20 protein-coding genes and 1 riboswitch are annotated in these 23,219 nt (G+C 61.1%); of the genes, 10 read left to right on the top strand and 10 right to left on the bottom strand.

Going from position 1 to position 23,219, the window contains the following annotated elements; genetic code table 11:
- The 4 genes from ACODR9_RS02020 to ACODR9_RS02005 form a co-directional block, all read right to left on the bottom strand.
- Entirely contained in the window at window positions 1-1,182 is a 1,182-nt protein-coding gene (locus ACODR9_RS02020) for an MFS transporter (protein WP_488807337.1), read from the bottom strand.
- A gap of 56 nt (window positions 1,183-1,238) precedes the next feature.
- Window positions 1,239-2,033 carry a transporter gene (locus tag ACODR9_RS02015; RefSeq protein ID WP_488807336.1) on the bottom strand — a complete coding sequence of 265 codons (795 nt, stop codon included), beginning with the start codon at window positions 2,031-2,033 and terminating at the stop codon, window positions 1,239-1,241.
- Between the two features lie 196 nt (window positions 2,034-2,229).
- Window positions 2,230-3,207 carry a helix-turn-helix transcriptional regulator gene (locus ACODR9_RS02010; protein ID WP_488807335.1) on the bottom strand — a complete coding sequence of 326 codons (978 nt, stop codon included), beginning with the start codon at window positions 3,205-3,207 and terminating at the stop codon, window positions 2,230-2,232.
- A 210-nt stretch (window positions 3,208-3,417) separates the two neighbouring features.
- Complete coding sequence (locus ACODR9_RS02005) at window positions 3,418-4,314, bottom strand: LysR family transcriptional regulator (protein WP_488807334.1); 897 nt, start codon at window positions 4,312-4,314, stop codon at window positions 3,418-3,420.
- 101 nt (window positions 4,315-4,415) lie between these two features.
- On the opposite strand from ACODR9_RS02005, the gene ACODR9_RS02000 reads away from it, so the two are divergent.
- A complete protein-coding gene (locus ACODR9_RS02000; protein WP_488807333.1) occupies window positions 4,416-5,684 on the top strand; it encodes an MFS transporter in 1,269 nt (422 codons plus the stop codon).
- An 82-nt stretch (window positions 5,685-5,766) separates the two neighbouring features.
- Here ACODR9_RS02000 and ACODR9_RS01995 read toward each other — a convergent pair whose 3' ends face one another.
- On the bottom strand, window positions 5,767-7,167 hold the full coding sequence (locus tag ACODR9_RS01995; protein WP_488807332.1) for an L-serine ammonia-lyase: 1,401 nt from the start codon (window positions 7,165-7,167) through the stop codon (window positions 5,767-5,769).
- A gap of 398 nt (window positions 7,168-7,565) precedes the next feature.
- Window positions 7,566-7,653, bottom strand: a riboswitch (glycine riboswitch).
- Between the two features lie 145 nt (window positions 7,654-7,798).
- Window positions 7,799-8,440, bottom strand: a complete 642-nt coding sequence (locus ACODR9_RS01990; protein ID WP_488807331.1) for an NAD(P)-dependent oxidoreductase — start codon at window positions 8,438-8,440, stop codon at window positions 7,799-7,801.
- A 102-nt stretch (window positions 8,441-8,542) separates the two neighbouring features.
- Here ACODR9_RS01990 and ACODR9_RS01985 point away from each other — a divergent pair, with 102 nt between their 5' ends.
- Both ACODR9_RS01985 and mmuM read left to right on the top strand, forming a co-directional pair.
- Window positions 8,543-9,448, top strand: coding sequence for a LysR family transcriptional regulator (locus ACODR9_RS01985; RefSeq protein WP_488807330.1), 906 nt, complete (start codon window positions 8,543-8,545; stop codon window positions 9,446-9,448).
- On the top strand, window positions 9,445-10,401 hold the full coding sequence (gene mmuM, locus ACODR9_RS01980; protein WP_488807329.1) for a homocysteine S-methyltransferase: 957 nt from the start codon (window positions 9,445-9,447) through the stop codon (window positions 10,399-10,401). Before ACODR9_RS01985 ends, mmuM begins: the two co-directional genes overlap by 4 nt.
- 59 nt (window positions 10,402-10,460) lie before the next feature.
- Here the strand turns inward: mmuM and ACODR9_RS01975 are convergent, their stop codons facing one another.
- Window positions 10,461-11,567 (bottom strand): methyl-accepting chemotaxis protein, encoded by a 1,107-nt coding sequence (locus ACODR9_RS01975; RefSeq protein WP_488807328.1) that lies wholly within the window; start codon window positions 11,565-11,567, stop codon window positions 10,461-10,463.
- A gap of 397 nt (window positions 11,568-11,964) precedes the next feature.
- On the opposite strand from ACODR9_RS01975, the gene tauA reads away from it, so the two are divergent.
- The 4 genes from tauA (at window position 11,965) to tauD (ending at window position 15,532) form a co-directional block, all read left to right on the top strand.
- Window positions 11,965-12,954, top strand: a complete 990-nt coding sequence (tauA, locus tag ACODR9_RS01970; protein WP_488807327.1) for a taurine ABC transporter substrate-binding protein — start codon at window positions 11,965-11,967, stop codon at window positions 12,952-12,954.
- Window positions 12,955-12,956: 2 nt separating this feature from the next.
- Window positions 12,957-13,748: a taurine ABC transporter ATP-binding subunit gene (gene tauB / locus ACODR9_RS01965; RefSeq protein WP_488807326.1), complete on the top strand. Its 792-nt coding sequence runs from the start codon at window positions 12,957-12,959 to the stop codon at window positions 13,746-13,748.
- Window positions 13,745-14,626, top strand: coding sequence for a taurine ABC transporter permease TauC (tauC, locus tag ACODR9_RS01960; RefSeq protein ID WP_488807325.1), 882 nt, complete (start codon window positions 13,745-13,747; stop codon window positions 14,624-14,626). The genes tauB and tauC overlap by 4 nt, the downstream gene beginning before the upstream one ends.
- A 72-nt stretch (window positions 14,627-14,698) precedes the next feature.
- Window positions 14,699-15,532 carry a taurine dioxygenase gene (gene tauD / locus ACODR9_RS01955; protein ID WP_488807324.1) on the top strand — a complete coding sequence of 278 codons (834 nt, stop codon included), beginning with the start codon at window positions 14,699-14,701 and terminating at the stop codon, window positions 15,530-15,532.
- A 73-nt stretch (window positions 15,533-15,605) separates the two neighbouring features.
- Here tauD and dbpA read toward each other — a convergent pair whose 3' ends face one another.
- A complete protein-coding gene (gene dbpA, locus ACODR9_RS01950; RefSeq protein WP_488807323.1) occupies window positions 15,606-16,991 on the bottom strand; it encodes an ATP-dependent RNA helicase DbpA in 1,386 nt (461 codons plus the stop codon).
- Between the two features lie 194 nt (window positions 16,992-17,185).
- Entirely contained in the window at window positions 17,186-18,814 is a 1,629-nt protein-coding gene (locus tag ACODR9_RS01945) for a methyl-accepting chemotaxis protein (RefSeq protein WP_488807322.1), read from the bottom strand.
- 294 nt (window positions 18,815-19,108) lie between these two features.
- On the opposite strand from ACODR9_RS01945, the gene ACODR9_RS01940 reads away from it, so the two are divergent.
- Window positions 19,109-20,356: a TIGR03862 family flavoprotein gene (locus ACODR9_RS01940; RefSeq protein WP_488807321.1), complete on the top strand. Its 1,248-nt coding sequence runs from the start codon at window positions 19,109-19,111 to the stop codon at window positions 20,354-20,356.
- 158 nt (window positions 20,357-20,514) lie between these two features.
- The gene (locus ACODR9_RS01935; RefSeq protein ID WP_089084870.1) at window positions 20,515-20,727 is read left to right on the top strand and encodes a sigma factor-like helix-turn-helix DNA-binding protein; all 213 of its coding nucleotides are present in this window, start codon (window positions 20,515-20,517) and stop codon (window positions 20,725-20,727) included.
- A gap of 48 nt (window positions 20,728-20,775) precedes the next feature.
- Here ACODR9_RS01935 and ACODR9_RS01930 read toward each other — a convergent pair whose 3' ends face one another.
- Window positions 20,776-21,693, bottom strand: coding sequence for a LysR substrate-binding domain-containing protein (locus ACODR9_RS01930; RefSeq protein WP_488807320.1), 918 nt, complete (start codon window positions 21,691-21,693; stop codon window positions 20,776-20,778).
- A gap of 75 nt (window positions 21,694-21,768) precedes the next feature.
- Here ACODR9_RS01930 and dokD point away from each other — a divergent pair, with 75 nt between their 5' ends.
- Window positions 21,769-23,154 (top strand): ornithine/lysine decarboxylase DokD, encoded by a 1,386-nt coding sequence (gene dokD / locus ACODR9_RS01925; RefSeq protein ID WP_488807319.1) that lies wholly within the window; start codon window positions 21,769-21,771, stop codon window positions 23,152-23,154.
- The last annotated feature ends 65 nt before the right edge of the window (window positions 23,155-23,219 follow it).

Here is a 23,219-nt window from a genome sequence, read left to right as displayed (position 1 = left end):
TCAGGCGTGGGCAGGGGTGGTGCGGCGTTGCTGCAAGGACAGCAACAAGGCCAGCGACAGGGCGGCTACCAGGGTGGCCAGCAGCAACAGCAAGTGCAGGCTGCCGCCATTGGCGGCGATCAGCTGACCGGCCAGCGCCGGGCCAATGGCCAGGCCGCCGCCGATCACCAGGTTGGTGGCATTCATCAGCTTGCCGCTGTGGTCGATGTCGGCCAGCGTGGCCAGGATGAAGGGCAGGATGAAGGTCCAGCTGAACTTGAACAGCAAGGCGGCGCTGGCAAAGCGCGCCAGGGCCGGGTTATTCAGCAATAGCAGCATGGCTGCCATCATCATGGCGAAACCGGCCAGCAGCAGCCGGGCGCGTGGCAGGCGGCGGCCAATCAGCGAGGCGCTACCGGCACCAGCCACGCCCAGCAGGGTGGCAATGGCGAAGATGGTGCCGCTTTGCTGCGCATCGATACCGGATTGCCGGGCGATCTGGCCGACAAAGGTCCACACCCCGCTCAGGCTGATGTAAAACGCCAGCGTGGCGATGATGCCCAGGGTGGCGCGGCCCCGGTGTGGGCCGGGAGCGGTTGGCACGCTGGCTGGCCGCGCGTTCTGCTGGCGCTGGGGAAAGCAGCGTGCCAGCGGCGCACACAGGGCCATCAGCAAGGCAAGCCCCACATAACAGGCGGCAATGCCGAAGTGGGCAAACAGCGTCGGCATCACCATCAGCCCCACGGCACCCAGCGCCAGCTGGCCCATCACCCACAAGCCATAGGCCCGGTCCGGGGTGGGCAGGGTGGCCGCTGCCGACAGGCACAAAATCATCAGCGATCCCCCGGCCAGTGCACTGACAAAGCGCAGGGCTAGCAGTAGCGGGTAGTTGATGGTGGTGGCGGACAGCAGGTTGGCGATGATGAAAATGGCCACCGCCAGCCAGGCGGCGCTACGCCAGTTGACGCGAGGCAGCCAGAACAATGCCGGCAGGGTGGCCAGACTCATGGCCCCCAGTTCGGCGGAAAACAGATTGCCGATATCGACCGGCCCCAGTTGCAGCTGGCTGGCCAACTGGCTGGCGACGGCGGGGGCCATCATCAGCACGGCGGGGACGATGGTGGCAAAACCGACAATGGCGGCCATGGCCGGGCGCGTATGGTGCGGAACCTCGGCAGGCTTGGCCTGGGAGAGCGTGTTCATGGTTTTTCCTCTGTAGTGGGTGATCCGTCGGGCGGATTTTCTTGTTGGCAGCCAGCTCAAAAAACATGAACCAGACGCAACATGGCCTGGCTGCTGTCAAAGCTGTTGCTGGTATGTACATTGCGCGCCAGCATCAGCAGCAGTTGGTCTTGCTTGCTGACCCAGTGGCCCAGTTCCACGCCCAGCTGGGTACTGTTTTGCCGGGTGTCGGCCAGGTCCTGTCCGTTCAGGCGCAGGGTGCCGCCACGGGTGTGGTACAGCCGCAGTGCGCCATAGGTGCCTGGTGTGAAGTCGTAGGAGGCAAAGGCCTGCAGGCGATACAAGGGCTGCTGTTTCAGGCTGCTGCCGAGATAGTTGTCGTTGTTGCCGTAGAACTGGGCCTCCAGCGAGGCTTCCAGCACCCAGTTTTTGCCCACGCCACGGGTGTAGTTGTAGAGAAAAGTGGCACCCCAGCGGTTTGCCCCGGCGGAAACATCCGGGTGCTGGGCATCGTAACTGCCCACCGGCAGGGTGATCAGCGTCAGCAGGCCGCTGTATTCGCGTTTGTCCGGCTGGTTGATGAAGAACAGCGTGCCGCCTACTTGTGGGTCACCGATGCCGCTGTCTTGCTGGCTGGTTTGGCTGCCGGGCAGGGTGGCCTTGATGTGAGCCGCCGGGATAATGAACTGCGGTGTGCACAGCGTGCCGCAGACATCGGAAAACCACAGCTGGCGCCAGGCCAGGGCTTCTACATTCAGCCGGGCATGGTTGTCGTTGCCGCTGGCGGAGTGAAAACTGTCGGCCGCAGGTGGCGGGCAGGTACAGCACTCCCAGCGAGGTGCCAACCGGCGCGCTGAAAAAGTCGCGGGCATTGGTGTCGGCGGCATGGCCGGGCAGGCTGGCGAGCAGCAGGCTGGCTGCCAGTGTGGTTGGAACGGGGCGAAACGGGGTCATGGCATGCTCCTTTGGGTGGGTGGGCGAAAAATCGTGGACGCAGCTATCCCTGCCAGCCATGGCGGGCCATGGCAGCTTCAGCGACGTACGGGGGGAATCAGCAGGCTGAGGAGATCAGCCGAATGGCGCTTGCTGGTGCAAGAGATGGGCAATGCCCGCCTTGCCGTTGATGCCCAGCTTGGCGTAGATGGTGCGGATGTGATGGCGCACGGTATGGGGCGACAGGCCCAGCTTGCGTGCGATGTCCTTGTAGGTGAGCCCTTCGCCGAACAGGCGGGCGACATCGTTTTCGCGGCTGGAAAGCTGCTCCATGGCGCAGCGGTAGCGCGCGGTCAGCAGGTAGAGGTCGCTGATGCGGCGCGCCTCGATATTCAGCCGGGCACCATCATGGCCTTGTGGCGACAGGCCATCAGGCAGGGCGGGGCCGGTCCATCGCGGCCACTCGGTGAGTAACAGGTCGACAAAACCGGGTTCGGCACAGTGCAGGGTGCCGTGCTGGTCGCACACCGCCATGGCCAGTCGTGGTCCGCTGATGGTTTCTCGCAGCGCTTGCAAGGTGCGGATCTGGTTGATGGCCACGGTGGAAGCCAGGTGCGGCATCAGGCAGGACAGCAGCAGGCAGTCGGCGGCGGTGAAGCGCGGGGTGCCGGGGCGGCGGTATAGCGCCAGATGGTCGCTCAGCTGCGTGACCGGGTCGATGTGGATCACGCACAGCAATTCGCCAATGTCGTGACGCTGGCCCAGCCATTGCAGTTGCGGTGGTGCATTGTCGGCCTGCATGTCAACGATCACGGCCTGTCCGGGCCGGGCATGCACCCGTGCCACGGTGACATCGTGCTGGCGGATGGACTTCCAGTCGTCGATGTAGTGATCCGGCAGGCCAAACAGAAAGGAGCTGTGCTCGTGCGGGCCATCCACCGCCTGGGCGGCGCGGCCCCACCAGGCTTTGTCGAAGGCCAGTTGCGGGCGCAGGCATTCCAGCACGGTGTGATGAAAGCGCTCCAGTGACTCCTCGCGGGCCAGTCGATATATTTCCAGCAAGATGGCGCTGAACATGGCCAGATCCGGCTGCCGGTCTGATGGCTGCTGCATGGTGTTCTCCTCTGTTTGGCGTGCGGTGGCTGCATGGCCTGCCGTCTGTGCTGTTGTTATGGAGCCAGTGTCATGCAGCAATTCACGGCTGACTATCCTGCAAATGCGGGATAAGCCGCCATCAGTGAAAAATACGGCTGCCGGGGATGAAAAATCCGCCATTTTTGCCAATTTTGGATAGACAAAATGCAACAGCCTGCCAGCAGTGGATCAGTTGACAGGAATTTCGTCCCACAAACGGGCGATGAATCCGGTCACCAGTGGTGAGCTATCGCCCTCGCGGGTGGCAATACCCATGGCCAGATACGCCCCCTCGTCGGTCAGCGGGATATAGCGCACTCCTGGCAGCTGCACGCAGTTGAGCGGGGAGGGCAGGATGGCGATGCCAAGGCCTGCGGCCACCAGCCCCACCTGGGTGGTGGCTTCGCCCGCTTCTTGGGTGATGCGCGGCTCAAAGCCCTTGGCCTCACATAACTGGCGTATCACGCTGTGCAGGCCGGTACCGGCACTGCGTGGGTAGCACACCATGCCCTCGTCACGTAGTTGCGCCAGCGACAGGCTGGGCTCACCCGCCAGCGGGTGGTTGCTGTTGATCACCACCAGCAGCGGGTCGCGCCGCAGCTCCTGTACCAGAATGTTGTCGGCGGGGGATAGGCCGTTGAAGCGCACAAAGCCCACGTCGATTTCCTGCTGCTGCAAGGCGGTAAACTGATCGGTAGTGAACATTTCGCGCAGGGTCAGCCGTACCGCCGGGTAGTGTTGGCGGTAGGCATGCAGGGTGGCTGGCAGAATGGGGGTAAGCGGCAAGGAGGAGGTAAAGCCGATACGCAACTCGCCGATTTCCCCGCGTGCCGCGCGACGCGCCTGCTCGGCGGCGTCTTCGGTATCAGCCAGAATGCGCTGGGCACGCTGCAGAAATTGCTGACCGGCTGCGGTCAGCATGACCTTGCGTTTTTCCCGCAGAAACAGGGCCACGCCCAGCTCGGCTTCCAGCGCCTGGATTTGCTGCGACAAGGGCGGCTGGGCCATGTGCAGCCGTTCTGCGGCGCGGGTAAAGTGCAGCTCTTCGGCGACAGTGACGAAATAACGCAGGTGGCGCAGTTCCATATTGATACTTTTAAAGTATTAATAATTGAATAAAGATATATTGGACTGCTGTTTTGTCAAGGATTAAGCTCGAATCCTGTATCACTGCTACTGGTTTCATCATGCCTCCCGATTCTGCTTCCTGTGCTGCTACGCTACATGCAGGCACTGCATCTGCACAGGAGAACCCCATTCCCCCCAGCACACGTCTGCAAGCAAATACGCCAGCTTTTCGTGCTACTGCACGCGCCATGTTTGTTGGTGGTTTCTGCACGTTTTCCATGCTGTACAGCATGCAGCCGCTGATGCCGATGTTTGCGCAAGACTTTGCCCTGAGCCCGGCTGCGGCCAGCAGTGTGCTGTCGGTGCCCACCACCGGCCTTGCGCTGGCGCTGATTCCGGCCAGCTTTCTGGCGGACAAGGTGGGGCGCAAGCCGGTGATGAATATTGCGCTGAGCCTTGCCGCCTTGCTGATGCTGCTGGCGGCTTTCTCCAGCAGCTTCCAGCAGTTTCTCTATCTGCGCGCCATTTTCGGCGTGGTGCTGGCGGGTTTGCCTGCGGTGGCGATGGCCTATCTGAGCGAAGAAGTGGAGCCCTTGTCACTGGGCCATTCCATTGGCCTGTATATCGCTGGTAATGCGCTGGGCGGCATGAGCGGGCGCTTTCTGGCAGCGGTGATTGCCGACCACTTTGGCTGGCGCGCGGCAGTGCTGGCCCTGGGTGTGCTGGGCGTGGTGGGTGCCATCGAATTCTGGCGCAGCCTGCCGGATTCGCGCCACTTCAAGCCGGTGCCGCTGAATCTGGCCGAACTGCGGCGTGACGTCGGCAGCCATTTTGCCGACGGCGGGTTGCCCTGGTTGTATGTGTGTGCCTTCCTGTTCATGGGCTGTTTTGTCAGCCTGTACAACTACCTGGGCTTCCGCTTGCTGGCCGCGCCCTTCAACCTCAGCCACAGCGTGCTGGGCTTTGTGTTCTCGCTGTATATGGTGGGCATCTGGGCCTCGGCCTGGGTGGGGCGCATGGCCGACCGCTTTGGCCGCCGCAACATGTTGTGGCTGATGGTGCTGCTGATGGCGGCAGGCTTGGCCAGTACGCTGAGTGATTCGCTATGGCTGATGGTGCCGGGCATTGCGCTGTTTACCTTTGGCTTTTTTGGTGGCCATTCGGTGGCCAGCAGCTGGATAGGCCGCCGGGCGCTGCGTGGCAAGGCGCTGGCATCGGCCTTTTACCTTACCGCCTATTATCTGGGTTCCAGTGTGGTGGGCTCGTTCTCCGGCTTGCTGTGGGGTATGGGCAAGTGGAGCGGCGTGGCGGCGATGATTGCGCTGGGCCTGCTGATGTTGCTGTTGATTGCCCTGAAGCTGCGCAAGCTGGAGCCGCTGGCGGTTTAGTTTTCTGGCCGATATGCACATGAAAAACGCCGTGGACATTGTCCACGGCGTTTTGTTTGGGTCTGTGGGATGGGTAGTGCGCTCAGCACTCCACGATGTTGACCGGCACTTCAATCACATTGATGGCCAGGCCACCACGCGCGGTTTCCTTGTACTTGGTGCTCATGTCGCGGCCAGTGTCGCGCATGGTTTTGATGACGCGGTCCAGCGACACGCAGTGCTGGCCATCGCCACGCAAGGCCATGCGCGCGGCGTTGATGGCCTTGACCGAAGCCATGGCATTGCGCTCGATGCAGGGGACTTGTACCAGGCCGCCTACCGGGTCGCAGGTGAGGCCCAGATTGTGTTCCATGCCGATTTCCGCTGCATTTTCCACTTGTTCCGGCGTGCCGCCCATCACCTCGGCCAGTGCGCCTGCCGCCATCGAGCAGGCCGAGCCCACTTCACCCTGGCAGCCGACTTCGGCACCGGAGATGGAGGCATTGAGCTTGAACAGGATGCCGATGGCACCAGCGGTCAGCAGATAGCGCACGATGCCGTCTTCGCTGGCACCCGGTACAAAGCGGGCGTAGTAATGCATCACCGCCGGGATGATGCCAGCCGCGCCATTGGTGGGAGCGGTTACCACGCGGCCACCGGCGGCATTTTCTTCGTTCACGGCCAGCGCATACAGATTGACCCAGTCCATCACGGTTAGCGGGTCGCGCAGCGCGGCTTCCGGTGCGGCCAGCAGTTTCTGGTACATGTCGGCAGCGCGGCGTTTTACCTTCATGCCGCCGGGCAGAATGCCTTCGCGCTGGCAGCCGCGTTTGACGCAGGCTTGCATCACGCCCCAGATGGTGAGCAGGTCGCGGCGCACTTCTTCCTCGCTGCGCCAGGCCAGTTCGTTTTCCAGCATGATCTGGCTGATGCTCTTGCCCTGTTCCTTGCATAGCGCCAGCAGTTCGGCGGCGCTGTTGAACTGGTGCTTGAGTTCGGTGACGCCCGGCGGGGTGAAACCAGCCTCGATGGCGGCTTCATCCACCACAAAGCCGCCGCCTACCGAATAGTAGGCGCGCTTGGACAGGCTGTTGCCCTCAGCGTCGAAGGCTTCAAAAATCATGCCGTTGGGGTGGTAGGGCAGGGTTTTGCGCTTGTGCAGGATCAGGTCGTCTGCTTCGCTAAAGGCAATGGCGTGCTCGCCCAGCAGCTTCAATTGTTTCTCACGACGGATATTGGCCAGGATGTCTGGCACTGCATCCGTATCCACCATGTCTGGCAGTTCGCCCGCCAGGCCCAGCAAAACGGCAGTATCCGAGCCGTGGCCCTTGCCGGTGGCTCCCAGCGAGCCATACATTTCGCTACGTACGCGGCTGGTGGTGGCCAGCAGGCCGTCTTTTTCCAGCCGGGTGACAAACTGGCGCGCGGCGCGCATGGGGCCCACAGTGTGGGAGCTGGATGGGCCGATACCAATCTTGAACAAGTCAAAAACGCTGATTGCCATGATGTTCTCTTGTCTGATGCGGGCAGTCCGCCACGCGGGCTGCGGGTGTTGCGGGTAGGGAGGCCGTCTCCGTCAGGGGAGCCAGCCTGGTGTTATACGTCAGCGTGTCATGCTTTGTGCCGGCTGACTGTTCTGCTTCCGGCCATCAGGCGTCGTGAAGCGTCAACGGCGGTCAAGGGGTGGCAGACAGGCGCGGGTCTGCAGCAGATGAGTTGCCAGGCAGGGGCAAGCAGGCATGGGCCGTCGCTTGCTGGCCAGCCGGGCAGGGTAGCCATGCAGACTTCACGCAGCGCAGCCCCCTCTGTCCTTTTGCCTGAGAGATTGTGATCGCAGCGCGATCTTCCTTCGGCGAGGCCGCAGGGCTGAAAACAAGCCCGGACCTTCTCTCCAGAGAGCCAGACGATGGCGCAGTTCTTTTGCCTGAGAGTTTCTGGGGCGATACCCCTTCGGCGTCACCTCCGGGGTGATCTCTCCTGCGCCATCCAGTACGGCTGGCTGGCACTGTAGATAAGCCGGGAATGCCTGTCAACGCCAATATTGGTGCGGGTTTTGATGTGCAGTTGCAGCATGCGCTGGCGAATGAAAAAAGCCGCCTGCAGGAGCAAGGCGGCTAAGGCGGGGGAGGCAGAAATCAGTGTGCGACCGTAAAACGCTGGCGGCTGTGGCGCGGCGTTTCCACCTCGTCGGCAATGGCCACCGCCAGGTCGGCCACGCTGATGCCAGCCGGATTGTCACCATCCATCAGCAGTTGATCACCACCCAGACGGTACTGACCGCTGCGCTCGCCCGGTGCCAGCAGTGCCGGTGGCGACAGGAATACCCAGTCCAGCCCGGTTTCCTGTTGCAAGTTGGCCAGTGCCTGACGCGCACCTTCGGCACCTTCCTTGTATTCGGCGGGGAAGTGCGGGGTGTCGATTAATTGCAGGCCGGGGGCCACATACAGGCTACCGGCACCGCCCACTTCCAGAAAGCGGGCTACGCCAGCCTGTTTCACCCCGGCAACGATGGCGGCATGGCCCTTGAGGAAGAGAGCGCGGATGTCGCTCTTGTCCCAGCCGGGGTTGAAGGTGCTGATTACCATATCGTGGCCGGTCACGGCCTGGGCAATAGCGGCAGCATCATAGGCATCGGCCTTGACGGCGGTCAGTTGCGGGTGGGCGGACAGGCGTTCCGGGCGGCTGACAATGGCGGATACCTGATGCCCGCGTGTCAGCAGCTCTTGCAGTACGGCAGAACCAACAAAACCGGTGGCACCAATCAGAGCGATTTTCATCTTGCTTTCCTTTCGATAGTGGATGGATTGCAGTGTAATTGCTTGCGGGCCAGCTGATAATCTGGCAATACTGGCATTGATAAATTAGCAGGGCTTAACAATATGGATATCTTGCGCCGTATGGCGGTGTTTGCCACCGTGGTGGAGCAGGGGTCGATGGTGGCCGCTGCGCGTAGCCTGGGCATGACACCCTCGGCGGTTAGCCAGCACATCAGCAAGCTGGAGTCGGAGCATGGCGTGTCCTTGCTGCACCGGACCACGCGCAGCCTGACCCTGACCGAGGCCGGCAGCCTGTTTTATCAGGGCTGCGCCGACATGCTGGCTGCCGCCCGGCTGGCTGAGCAGCGCTTGAACGAAATGCGTGACGCCCCGGTGGGCGAGCTACGCCTGTCTGCGCCCACCGGCTTTGCCGGACCGATGCTGACCGAAGCGCTGGCCCCCTTGCTGGCGGCGCATCCGCGCTTGACGCTGAAGCTGTTTTTCCACGATGAGATGATTGATCTGGTACAGCACCGTATTGATCTGGCCTTGCGCGCTGGCGATCTGAAAGATTCCTCGCTGGTGGCGCGTCATCTGGCGGACTGGGAAAGCGTGTTGTGTGCGGCACCGTCCTATCTGGCGCGCCATCCTGCCATCACCACCCCCCAGCAACTGGAGCAGCATCAATGGGTGATGCTGGATCATGAACGCAGCCACACCTGGCTAACCATGGAAAATGCAGCGGGCGAGGTAATGCGCCCGGTGGTAGAGCGGCGGGTGGGCAGCAACAATATTCTGGCTGCCCGGCAGTTTGTGCTGGCTGGCATGGGCCTGTCCATTCAGCCCGAGCCTGAAGTCAGGCAAGAGCTGGCCGAGGGGCGGCTGCTGCGGGTGCTGCCGCAATGGCGCCTGCCCGTATTGGGCATATTTGTGGTGACGCCACGGCGTGATGCCCAACCGGCAAAGGTGCGCTATGCCATCGAAGCCTTGCGCCAGCGCATGCAGCAAAAGCCGGGGAGTGCCGCATGAGTGGTGCTGCCTTGACGCTGCTGCAAGACAGGCTGCAGCAACGCGACTGCCTGTTGTTGGACGGTGCCTTGGCAACAGTGCTGGAGGCGCGCGGGTGTGATCTGGCTGATCCGCTGTGGTCGGCGCGGGTGCTGCTGGAGGCACCGCAGCAGATCCGCCAGCTGCATCTGGATTATCTGCTGGCCGGGGCCGACATCATCACCACATCCAGTTATCAGGCTACCTTTGAGGGTTTTGCCCGGCGTGGACTGAGTGCAGTGCAGGCGGTCGGGCTGATGCAGCTGTCGGTTGACCTGGCCTTGCAGGCGCGTCGCAGCTTCATGGCAGGCCAGCCAGGCCGGGCGACAGTGCCGCTGGTGGCGGCATCCATCGGGCCTTATGGGGCCATGCTGGCGGATGGCTCGGAATACCGGGGTGATTACGGCCTGAGCGTGCAGCAGCTGATGGATTTTCACCGTCCCCGGCTGGCGGTGCTGGCGGCCAGCGGTGCGGACCTGCTGGCCTGCGAAACCCTTCCCTGCCCAGAGGAGGCCGAAGCGCTGGCACGCTTGCTGCAGGACGAATTTCCGCAGACACCCGCCTGGTTCAGCTTTTGTTGCTGCGATGGCGAGCATGTGTGGCAGGGCGAGCGGCTGGCCGATTGTATTGCCATGCTGGAGAGCGTGCCGCAAGTGGTGGCGGTGGGGGTGAACTGTACCGACCCGCGCTGGGTGGAAAGCCTGCTACGGCAGGCGGCATCGGTCAGCAGCAAGCCCTTGCTGGCCTACCCCAATTCCGGCGAGCAGTGGGATGGCGTGCACAAGTGCTGGCATGGCATCGCCAGTACCGACGACTTTTCTGCACAGGCCCGGTGCTGGCGACAGGCCGGTGCGCGGCTGATTGGCGGTTGCTGCCGCACCGGGCCTGCGCATATTGCCGCTTTGCGTGCCAGTCTGAATAGCGGAGGGGGATAAGCAAAAAGCCGGTCACGGACCGGCTTTTTCTTGTTACTACGTTTGAGCCGCCAGCGGCTTCAGACCTGGCGGGTGCAGGGTTCGTGTTCCATGGCCGTGAGGATGTTCATGACCTGATGGGAAGCCTCTTCCATACGGCGCAGTGCCTGCTGGGCCTTGGCAAAGTCTTTGGCGTGGAAGGCATCCAGCGCGTCCTTGCCAAAATTGTGCACATTGGCATGTGGCGCTTCCAGCTGGGTGTAGTTGTTGTTGCCCTTGCACTCCTGTGCGCCACGGCCTTCGTAGTACCACTTGCCCAGGCGGCAGTGCTGGTGCGAGGACACCTTGTCCGACGACAGATCGTGATAGCCGATGAAGGCCTTGTAGACATCCAGCTTGAACACGATGTGATCCAGCTTCACCACCTCCATGAAGCTGGTGTTGGTGCCCTGGGCAATCACGCGCGCCATCTGCTCACTGACATTCACCATGCTGCGGATGGCATCAGCGGTATTGATGCCGGTTTCGCGATAGCCTGCCACCTGGCTGGCGGCCTCGGTTACCTGCTGCTTGGTGCTTAGCGAGGCATTTTCTACATCACCTACCAGGCTGGAAATTTCATTGGTGGCATTGGCCGTGCGTTCGGCCAGTTTGCGTACTTCGTCGGCCACCACGGCAAAGCCGCGTCCTTGCTCGCCGGCACGGGCGGCTTCGATGGCGGCATTGAGTGCCAGCAGATTGGTCTGGTCGGCCACGTCCTTGATCAACTGCACAAACTGGCGGATTTGTCCGGTTTTGCTGTTGAGCGAATCCATCGATTCGGCAGTTTTCTGCTGCGCCTGGGCAATTTCATCAAAGCTGTGTGCCAGCGTGTCCACTGCCCCACGGGTGGCATGCAGGGTGCTGACGGCATCGGCAGCGGCTCCGAAATTGTTTTCCATCAGGGTGGCAAGGTCGGCAAAAGAGCTGCGGATACCGGCCAGGCTGCCGCAGAAGTCGCCAAACGGTTCGATATAGCTCTGATTGCGCTGGCTGGAAAGCTGCAGGTCCTGCAGTTGCTGCTCGACCTGCTGACGCGCCTGTTCGCTGTCATGCTGGCGTGCCTGGCTTTGCTGCAGATCCTGTTCCAGTTGGTGTACGCGTTGTTGTAGTTCTTCAATGCGTCTATTTTTTGCTGTCCCAAACATGCAGGTCTCCGACTATTGGTGAGTTGTTATATTTTGTTGAAACTAATTTTGTTATTTTCAATTACTTTACTTGGCTTGGTAGGAAATCGGCAAAGTATTTGTACTGCGCCCTATATTTTACTGAAAATTACAAGAATATCTTTTAGCTGGATATTAATTTTACTGAGTAATGGTTTAAATAGTGACGCGGAGTGATGGTCTGCGATTTGCGTAATATCAATCAGGGCTGCGATATCCCGTTATTTTTGCTGTGGTGTGGACAGGCTGGCCCGCCTTGCCAGACGGGTGAGCTTATTGCAATTTTCTGCTAAGCAAACCGTTTTTTCTTGCTTAGTTTTCGTGGTGCCGCTTGCTAGATTGGTGTCCATCAAACACACAGCCAATTGCGGAATACACCATGACTCAAGCCAAGATAATCCGACTGTCCCTGATTGCCGCTTCCCTTACCCTGCTGGGTAATCTGGCCCACGCCGCCGATACTGTCACCATCGCCTACCAGACCGGCATCGACCCTACCAAAATTCCACAAGCCGATGGCAGTTACGAAAAAGCTACCGGCAGCAAAATTAACTGGCGCAAGTTTGAAAGTGGCTCGGAAGTGATTGCCGCCGTGGCCTCCGGCGACGTGGTGATCGGCAATCTGGGGTCCAGCCCCTTGGCCGCTGCCGCCAGCCGTGGCCTGCCCATCGTCACCTTCCTGGTGGCCGATGAAATCGGTGACGCCGAGGCGCTGGTGGTGCGCAATGGCAGCAAGATTGCCAAGCCGCAAGACCTGATCGGCAAGAAAGTGGCCGTACCCTATGTGTCCACCACCCATTACAGCCTGCTGGCTTCGCTGAAACACTGGAAGGTCGACCCGACCAAGGTCAATGTGCTGAACTTGCGTCCCAGCGAAATCACCGCTGCCTGGCAGCGTGGCGATATTGATGCCGCCTATGTGTGGGACCCGGCGCTGGGCAAACTCAAGACCAGTGGCAAGGTGCTGACCAGCTCGGCACAAGTGTCCAAGTGGGGGGCACCCACTTACGATATCTGGATTGTGCGCAAGGACTTTGCCGATGCCCATCCGGAATTCGTCAACAAATTTACCAAGGTATCGCTGGATGCCATCGCTGGCTATGTGGCCAACCCCAAGGCCTTTATTGCCAACAAGGACAATATCGACAAGATCAGCCGCCTGACCGGCGCGGCTCCGTCCGACGTGGTGCTGGGCTTGCAGGGCAACCGCTTCCTCACCCAGAAAGACCAGATTGCCTTGCTGCAAAAGCCTTTTGTGCAGGCGGTGGCCAATACCGCAGCCTTTTTGAAGTCGCAAGGCAAGGTGGACAGCCTGCAGCCTGATTACAGCCCCTATGTCACAAGCCAGTTTGTCAAAGCGGCGAAATAATCATGGCCATTCTCTCCGCCAACAAGGTGAGCGTGCGCTATCCCGGTCAGCAGCGGCCCGCCTTGTCCGAGGTGTCGCTGGACATCGGCCCGGATGACCTGACCGTGGCACTGGGGCCGTCCGGTTGCGGCAAAACCACCTTGCTGAATCTGTTTGCCGGTTTTGTTAAGCCGGATAGCGGCGAGCTGCGCTTTGGTGATAGCAGGGTGACCGGGCCGGGGGCCGAGCGGGCGGTGGTGTTTCAGCACGACGCGCTGCTGCCCTGGCTGAATGTGCGTGACAACGTGGCTTTTGGCTTGCGTCTGCAAGGCGTGGCCAAGGCCGAACGGCTGGCGCGGGCCGACGAGGTGCTGCGTCTGGTTGATCTGCCGGAAGCGGGTAGTCGTTATAGCTGGCAGCTGTCCGGCGGCCAGCGTCAGCGGGTAGGGATTGCCCGTGCGCTGGCCAGTCATTCGCAGGTATTGCTGATGGATGAGCCTTTCGGTGCGCTGGATGCCTTTACCCGCGAGCAAATGCAGGAACTGCTGCTCAAGGTATGGCAGCAGGCACGCCGCCGTATCTTTCTGATTACCCACGATATCGAAGAGGCGCTGTTTCTCGCCACCGAACTGGTGCTGATGTCGCCGGGGCCGGGCCGCATCGTGCACAGCTTGCGTCCGGGCTTTAGCCAGCGCTACCGGGCGGGGGAGTCGGCGCGGGCTATCAAGTCTGACCCGGCCTTTATCGCGCTGCGCGAGCAATTGCTGACCACGCTGTTTGATCATCGCCGCCAGGCTGAGGAGATTGCCGCATGAACACACTGGAAAACACCCTGCAGCACAAGTTGGCCAGCGTTGTTGCCAGCAAACCGGTGCCGGATGAGTTGCCGGTCAGCACCCGGCCGCCACGTGGCGCGTGGTGGCGGCAATACCGCCAAGGCTGGCTCAGCCTGATCAGCCTGCTGGCAGTGCTGGGCGGCTGGTGGGGCCTGTCGCATAGCGGCATGGTACCGCCGCTGTTTTTGCCATCACCGGAAGCGGTGCTGGCCAAGCTGATCACCGTCAGCACCCAGGGCTTTATGGATGCCACCTTGTGGCAGCATTTGGCGGCCAGCTTGCAACGTATTGTGCTGGCCTTGCTGGCTGCGGTGTTGCTGGGCATCCCGCTGGGGGTGCTGATGGGCGTCAGCCCGGTGGCGCGTGGCCTGCTGGATCCGCTGATCGAAGCCTATCGCCCGGTGCCGCCGCTGGCCTATCTGCCGCTGATTGTCATTTGGTTCGGCATTGGCGAATTGTCCAAGGTGTTGCTGATTTTCCTGGCGGTACTGGCCCCGGTCATCATCGCCACCAGCCATGGCGTGGCACAGGTCAGCCGTAACCGCCTGCGTGCCGCCCAGACACTGGGGGCCAGCCGCCGCCAGTTGCTGTGGTTTGTCATCCTGCCGGAAGCCTTGCCGGAAATCCTCACCGGCATCCGCATTGGCCTTGGCACCGGCTGGTCCACCCTGGTGGCGGCCGAGCTGGTGGCAGCCACGCGCGGGCTGGGTTTCATGGTGCAGTCGGCGGCGCAGTTTCTGGTGACGGATGTGGTGATTCTGGGCATTGCCGTCATCGCGGTGATTGCCTTTGCGCTGGAACTGGGTTTGCGCCTGTTGCAGCGGCGGCTTGCGCCCTGGCATGGCCAGCTGGATTGACGGCCGGATTGATCGCATCAGCAAACGGATGGCGCGTTGCCGTCATCGAATTCAAAGAACAAGGAATGCAAGATGAGTCTGTCTCTTACCCGTTTGTCCCCGGCGCTGGGGGCGATTGTTGAAGGCGTGGATCTGGCACAGCCGCTGACGGACCGCCTGCAGCAAGATCTGCAGCAGGCGCTGTTGCAGCATCAGGTGCTGTTTTTCCGCAATCAGGACATTAGCCCGCGTCAGCAGCGTGACTTTGCCGCGCGCTTTGGCGATCTGCACACCCACCCTATCTACCCGCAACACCCGGATGCCCCGCAGGTGATGATTCTGGACACCGATGCCTTCGACCTGAAGGACAATGCCATCTGGCACACCGATGTCACCTTTATCGAAACCCCGCCTGCGGCGGCAGTGCTGGCTGCCCGGCTGTTGCCTGAGTTTGGCGGTGACACGCTGTGGGCCAGCAGCTTTGCCGCTTGGGATGCGCTGTCCGACCGCCTGAAAACCCTGCTGGAAGGGCTGACCGCCACCCATGACTTTACCAAGACCTTCCCGCTCAAGCGCTTTGGCCTGACGCCAGCCGACCGGGAAAAATGGGAGCAAACCCGGCGCGACAATCCGCCGCTGAGTCATCCGGTGGTGCGTACCCATCCGGTGAGCGGGCGCAAGGGCTTGTTCGTCAATGGTGGTTTCACCACCGAAATCAACGAACTGCCGGAAGATGAGGGCGCGGCCTTGCTGGCTTTCCTGCTCGCCCATCAGGCGCGGCCGGAGTTCACCATCCGCTGGCGCTGGCAGGCCGGGGATGTGGCTTTCTGGGATAACCGCTCCACCAGCCATTATGCGGTGGATGATTACCGTCCCAACCGTCGCATCATGCACAGGGCGACCATTCTGGGTGACAAGCCGTTCTGAACAACCAAGTGTGCGTCAGCCAAACAAAAAGCCACCCCTTGGGGTGGCTTTTGCATAGTGCGTCGCGCAAGGTTTATTCGACAAAACGCATCTTGAACAGGCGGCCCTTGATCTTGCTGACCGACAGCTGCTCGAAGGCTTGCTGGGCGATGTCGCGTTGCAGGGCAACAAAGCTGGCACCTTCCAGCACATTGATCTTGCCGACATGGCTGCCGGCAATGCCGCCTTCACCGGTCAGTGCGCCCAGAATGTCGCCGGGGCGCAGCTTGTCACGTTTGCCGCCGGCAATTTCCAGCGTCACCATGGCCGGTACCAGCTGGCCACCCGGCGCGGGGGTCAGTTCGGTCACTTCAGCCCAGGTGAGCGGGGCTTTCTGATAGTCCTCGATCTGCACCAGACGGCGCGCGTCGTTTTCGCAGGTCAGGGTCATGGCCAGGCCGTGCAGCTCGCCGCGACCGGTACGGCCAATGCGGTGGATGTGGATTTCCGGGTCGTGGCTCACGTCCACATTGATCACCAGATCCAGCTCCTTGATGTCCAGCCCGCGCGCGGCCACGTCGGTGGCCACCAGCACGGTGGTGCTCTTGTTGGCAAAGCGCAGCAGGATCTGGTCGCGGTCGCGTTGTTCCAGATCGCCATACAGCGCCAGCGCGGAGAAACCACGCGCTTGCAAATCTTTTACCAGCTCCTTGCAGCGTTCCTTGGTATTGCAAAAGGCCAGCGCGGAAGCAGGGCGCACATGCTGCAGGATGCGGGTAACGGTTTCCAGCCGGGTTTCCGGCTTTACCTTGTAGAACCATTGCTCGATGTGATCGCCGCTGTGCAGGGCCTGCACCTTCACTTCCACCGGCTGGCGCAGGAATTGCGCGCTGGCCTTGCGGATGGTGTCCGGGTAAGTGGCGGAGAACAGCAGAGTCTGGCGGGTGCGCGGGCAGGCGCGCACGATGCCGACGATTTCTTCGATAAAGCCCATGTCAATCATGCGGTCGGCTTCGTCCAGCACCAGCATTTTCACATTGGACAGATCCAGCGACTGACGGAACAGGTGGTCCTGCAAGCGGCCCGGCGTACCCACCACGATGTGGGCACCGTGTTCCAGCGAGCCGCGCTGCGGGCCCATGGGCGAGCCACCGGTGAGGGTGACTACCTTGATATTGTCGATGCTGCGCGCCAGGCGGCGGATTTCCTGCGCTACCTGGTCGGCCAGTTCGCGGGTGGGACACAGCACCAGCCCCTGTACGGCAAACCAGCGCGGATTGATACCGGCCAGCATGCCAAGGCCGAAGGCAGCAGTCTTGCCGCTACCGGTCTTGGCCTGGGCGATCAGGTCGCGGCCTTCCAGAATCACCGGCAGGCTTTCGGCCTGGATGGGGGTCATGCTGTGGTAACCGAGGCTGTCCAGGTTGGAGAGCAGGGCTTCAGGCAGCGCGGTGAGGCTGGAAAAGGCGATTTTTTTCACGGACTTGGCGATGTAACGACAGAAAGGGTGGGCAGTGTAACAGTTGGCGGCGCATTGTCCAAACAAGGTGTTGGCTACATTGGCAATTCCAGCTGCTTTGTGTGGTTTTGCCCATGTCCCGGTGCGCTTGCGAAGATGAAAAACGCCAGTGGGCGGTGGCGCACTGGCGTGGTGTAAGCGGCAAGGCCGGAAAGTTATACCTTGAAGCGTGCTACCGAATCATTCAGTCCACCTGCCAGTTCTTCCAGTGCTTCTGCGGAGTGAACCGTATGCTGGATGGCGGCATCGTTGGTGCTGGCCAGCTCGGCAATGCTTTCGATATTGCGGGTTACGCGCTGACTGGCTTCGCGTTGCTGCTCGGTCACTTGCACGATCTGGCGCAGGCCGTTGCGTACCGAGGTGGCCGAGGCGCTGGCCGCATCCAGTACGCTGGCAACCTGGCCGGCCGATTGGTGGCTGGCTTCCAGCGAGGTCAGACTGGCGGCCACGGCCTGGCGTACGGCTTCGGTCTTGTTGTTCAGTGTGCTGGTTACGGTATCGATTTCGCGGGCAGACAGGGCGGATTTTTCCGCCAGCTTGCGTACTTCGTCTGCCACCACGGCAAAGCCACGGCCTGCTTCGCCAGCGCGGGCGGCTTCAATGGCGGCATTCAGTGCCAGCAGATTGGTCTGCTCGGCGATGTCGCGCACCTGCTGGGTCATGCTGGTAATCGAGCTGGTGGATTGCATCAGCTCGGTTTCCGCTTCGGACATCATCTCGACTGCCTGTTGAATCTGGCCTACTTCCTGTTGCAACTGGGCCAGGTTCTGCCGTCCCTGCTGCGAGCGTTGCAGGCTTTCGTCCGATTGCACCAGTACCTGCTCGGCATGACGTGCGATATCGCCGATATGCTCGGCCAGCTGTTCTACTGCCTGAGCGGCATCCCGTGACTGATCGTTTTGCGCACGCGATCCATCGGCCAGCTTTTCGGCACCCTGGCGCAATTGCGCGGACGAGGTAGCCACACTGCGCGCGGCGGTGCCCACTTGTCTGACCAGGTCGGCAATCGACGCCAGCATCTGGTTGAACAGGCTGGCGGTTTTGCCGATTTCATCCTGGTGCTTTACTTCCAGGCGATGGGTAAGGTCGCCTTCACCCTTGGCCAGTTCGGACAGACCGGAAGCCATGGCTTGCAGCGGACGGGTGACAAAGCGGCGGATGAACAGGAACACCACCAGCATCAGCGGCAGCGACGCCACCAAGGCAAACAGGATGCTCTGGTTACGGAACTGTGCCACCGAGGCATAGGGTTTTTCCAGTGAGATGCGCATGCTGACCGCACCTAGCGGGGTGCCTTCGCTCACCTGATGACAGCCCATGCAGTTTTTGCCCAGGTAGTTGCTGGCGGCACGTGCCGGATAAATCACATGCAGGTGCTCGCCCAGTTGCGGGCTGGATTCGATGGCAACAAAGGGCTGGCCACTGGAGAGGGCGCTCTTTTCGGCGGCATCCGCAGCATGGGCCTTGTCACCGGCATTGCCCGCGCCAAACTGTTTGCTGACGGCATCGCCGCGAATGACGCGCAGCTCGCGGACGGCGGACAGTTCCTTGATCTGATCCAGAAACACATCACGCTGGCCGACGGTGCCGGTCATCATCATGCCGGTAAGCCCGGCCAGGGTCATTTCGTTCATGCTGCTGGCCAGATCCTTGGCCTGCGATACGGCAATATCACGACTGACTGTGGTTTCCCAGGCAATCAGACCACTCCATGCAATGACAAGACAGCACCAGATGGCGCTGGTCAGCCTGAGCCAGATCGGCCACTCGGAAAATTTCTTCATTGCAAACGGGAAATCCCGCCTCCTTTGGTTTTGTTTTCTGTTGTTATGTTGCAGCGTTGTTATTGTTACATGGCAATGTGATGCGCTGCTGACAGCGCGCAGCCTAGCGCATCACATATGACCAATGCTTGGCTTATATCAAATATCTGCCGTGCTGCAGAGGCCAATCATCAACACGCTTGGGCTCTGGCGGGTTTTCTGCAACAATCCGCCCTCCATCGCGTGGCGGGTATTTACCGCTGCCCGCTTTATGTGCTTTAGCGCTGGCTTCCCGGCCAGGAATCAGGAGTTGTCATGCCCTCATCCGCGTCCTCGTTTCATGTTGCCATTATCGGGGGTGGCCCTGCCGGGCTGATGGCCGCAGAAGTGTTGTCCGGCGCAGGCGTGCGGGTAACGGTGTACGACGCCATGCCATCGGTGGGGCGCAAGTTCCTGCTGGCCGGAGTGGGCGGCATGAACATTACCCATTCCGAACCCCAGGTGGATTTTCTGGGGCGCTATCGGGAGCGTGAGGCCGAAATGACGGCCTTGCTGGCCGGGTTTGATGCCAACCGTCTGCGTGACTGGGTACATGGCCTGGGTGTGGAGACCTTTGTCGGCAGTTCCGGCAAGGTATTTCCGCGCGAAATGAAGGCTGCGCCGCTGTTGCGTGCCTGGCTGACGCGCTTGCGCGAGGCCGGGGTGCGGTTTTGCGTGCGCCACCGCTGGCTGGGCTGGAACGATCAAGGGGCGCTGCGCTTTGCCACGCCAGAGGGCGAGATTGAAGCCCGGCCAGATGCGGTGCTGCTGGCCTTGGGCGGTGGCAGCTGGAAAAAGCTGGGCTCGGATGGCAGCTGGCTGCCTGTGCTGGCTGCGCGTGGCGTGGAGGTGCGGCCATTGCTGCCGGCCAATTGCGGTTTTGACTGTAACTGGAGTGCACACTTTGCCGACAAGTATGCCGGCCAGCCGCTCAAGTCGGTAATGCTGGAGTTTACTGATCTGGCTGGCAATACCGTGCGCAAGACCGGCGAGTGCGTGGTCACTAGTTATGGGGTAGAGGGCAATCTGGTTTACGCCTTCAGTTCGCCCATCCGCGACAGCTTGCTGGCCAATGGCAGTGCCACGGTGTATCTGGATTTGCTGCCGCAAAAAAATGCCGAACAGGTGGCGGCAGAGGTGATGCACCCACGTGGTTCCCGTTCGCTCTCCAGCCATCTGCAAAGCCGGCTCAACCTGAAAGGCGTACGCGCCGGTCTGTTGCGCGAGTGCCTGAGCAAGGAGGCTTTTAATGACATGGCCAGCCTGGCTGCCGGCATCAAGCGCCTGCCGCTGACGGTGTATGCCACCCGCCCCATCGACGAAGCCATCAGCACGGCTGGCGGGGTGCGATTTGAAGCCATGGACCAGCGGCAAATGCTGACGGCGCTGCCCAGGGTGTTCTGTGCTGGCGAAATGCTGGACTGGGAAGCCCCCACTGGCGGCTACCTGCTCACCGGCTGCCTGGCCAGTGGCCGGGCGGCGGGCCTGGGGGTGCTGGACTGGCTGGAGCAGCCTAAGGGGTAAGGATTTTGCCTGCGGGTAAAATCTGATGATGCATTTTTAATGCAAGCATCTATGCTGCAGATATGGACCCCGTGCCTGGATGTCAGCCGGGGTTGCCAGTGTCCAGCAGCACTGGCCAAGTACATCATCCCCCACCCATGATGTAGGAGATCAGCGCCATGAAACTTGATGATTTCAACCAGGTGGCCGACCTGATCGGCCTGAAAAAGCGGTCACGTGAAGCAGTATGGCTGATGGAAGTGGAAGGCATGACCGGTTATTTTGCTGCCCAGCAGATGGATATCAGCGAATCCACCGTGTCGCGCGCCCATACCCGCTTTCGGCTGGCATTACGCAAGCTCAATGCCTTGTCCAGCCATCTTCCCTTGTAATTTCTCCTGTGTTGTTGACTTGTGGCCCGGCCTTATGCCGGGCTTTTTCTATTGCGGCAGCCGTTTGAGTGCGGCTTGCTCGCGCAGCCAGCTTAGCAAGGCCTGTAGTCCGGGATGCTCGGCATAGCTGTACGGATACACCAGCCAGTACCCGGCACCGGTGCGCAGCACGCTGTCGAAGGGCCGCACCAGACGGCCTTGTTCCAGTTCGTCCTGCAGTAATTCCATGTCACCAATAGCCACGCCCAAGCCGTTGGCGGCGGCAGTCCAGGCCAGGTGATGCAGATCCACCACCTGATGCTTGTACTGTGTCAGCGAGCGAATATCCTGTGTGGCCAACCAGGCAATCCATTCTTCATAGTCCCGGGTGGTATGAAACAGGGTGTGGCCGGCCAGTGCGTCCAGCGAGGGGAGCGCTGCCAGCATGCTTGGTGCGCATACCGGGCTGAGCAGCTCGGGCAGCAGCAGTTCGGCCTGCATATCAGGCCATTGGCCATGGCCAAACAGGATGTAAGCCTGGTTGATGGCCGGGTCCAGCTCGGCGGGTTCGTACACCATGCTGTCTATGCGCAGCTGGGTAAGCGGATGTTGCTGATAAAAGCTGCCCAGCCGTGGCATCAGCCAGCGCACGGCAAAGCTCACATACACCTGCAGGCTGAGGATGTCGCTTTGCGTTTTCAACTTGCGCTCCACTTCCTTTAGCCGCTCCACCACATCACGTGCTACCGGCAGCAGGGTGCGGCCAGAGGGGGTGAGCTGGATCAGTCGGCTTTGCCGTTGTAGCAGTGCCGTGCCGTAATGCTGTTCCAGCAGGCGGATCTGCTTGCTGATGGCGCCCTGGGTCAGAAACAGGCGGCGGGCCGCTTCGGTAAAGCTGCTGGTGTCTGCAACGGTGACAAAGGCGCGCAAGGCGCTGAGTGAGGGGAGGTGGTGGGTTTCATTCATGACAGATTGGAATAGTTTCATGCCAATTATTCGTTCGTGAAAACTAGGCGATTTCCGTATGTTTGGCAACAAACAGCACCATCATACGGAGATAGCATGCACCACAATTTCGATTCCCAACGGCAATACACCCTGCAACACGACCGTCGCCTGTCTGCCGCTGCTGGACAATTGCAGATGGAGGGGGTGGATTTGCCCGCGCTGGCAGCAGAATTCGGCGCACCGCTATTTGTGTATTCCGCGCCGGAAATCCGCCGCAATGTCGACGAAATCAAGCAGGCTTTTGCCAGCCATGCCAATACCCGCATCTGCTATGCCTCCAAGGCTTGCTCGCTGCTGGCGGTGCTGCAGGTGGTGCGCGAATCCGGCATCAGCATCGAAGCCAATTCGGCCAATGAAATCCGCCGCTGCCTGGCCGCAGGTTTTGCCGGCAGCCAGATTGTGTACAACGGCGTGGTGAAGCGTGATGACGAACTGGAATTCGCCATCCGCCAGCAGCTGCATGCCATCAATGTGGACAGCGAGCACGAACTGTTGGCGATCGACCGCATCAGCCGCCAGCTGCAAATTCCGGTACGCATCTGCCTGCGGGTGGAACCCAATGTCAAAGCCGCCACCCATGAGGGCCTGATGACAGCGTTCCGCGCCAAGTCCGGGGTGGATCTGGCCGATGCCGAGCGTATTTGCCGCCTGGCGCTGGATATGCCCTATGTAAAGCTGTGCGGCTTGCACATGCACGTGGGTGACCAGGTGCCGGATGCCGAGCCGTTTGGCGCCGCCACCCGCGTGCTGGTGGATTGTGCCCGCCAGCTGGAAACCGCACTGGGTGTGCGCTTTGACATGATCAATGTTGGTGGTGGCATTCCGGCACCGTACCGCTACCCGACCGACCGTGGCCTGGGCGGGCCGGACAATATGCAACCGCAGATCGGCGCTGACGAATTTGCCGCTGCCATCATTCGCGAAGTGCATGCCTGGCGTGAGGATATCGAAATATGCATCGAGCCGGGCCGCAAGGTGGTGAGCAGTGCCGGGGTATTGCTCACCCGCATGGTAACGGCCAAGCGCAAAACCTTGTTGCGCGAGGATGGCAGCGTGGAAGGCCAGGTGCAGTGGTGCATGCTGGATGCCGGTTTCAATGCCATTCCGGATTACAAGGACTGGTATTTCTATGTCTACAACGCCAGTCGCATGACGGACAGCCACCATCAGCCAGTCAAGCTGGGCGGCCCCTTGTGTGACGGTGGCGATTACTTCCGCCATGGCCCGCTGGGCGAGCAGTTTCTGCTGCCCGAGGCCAGTGTGCCGGGCGATGTGCTGGCCTTCCTGGACGTGGGTGCTTACCAGCTGGAAAACCAGACCGTGTACAACGCCCAGCCGCGTTCCGCAGCCGTGCTGATTGACGGGCCGGGTCAATATCGCCTGATCCGCCGTCAGGAGCGCTTTGACGACATGCTGCTGCTGGAGTGTGATCTGTCCTGATTGCCAGAACTGTCTTGCCGTACCGCCACGCCCCTTGACGGGTGTGGCGTGATAACACCAAGCCG

The organism is Aquitalea sp. FG25 (genome assembly GCF_057809375.1).
This window is presented reverse-complemented; position numbering and strand designations above follow the sequence as displayed.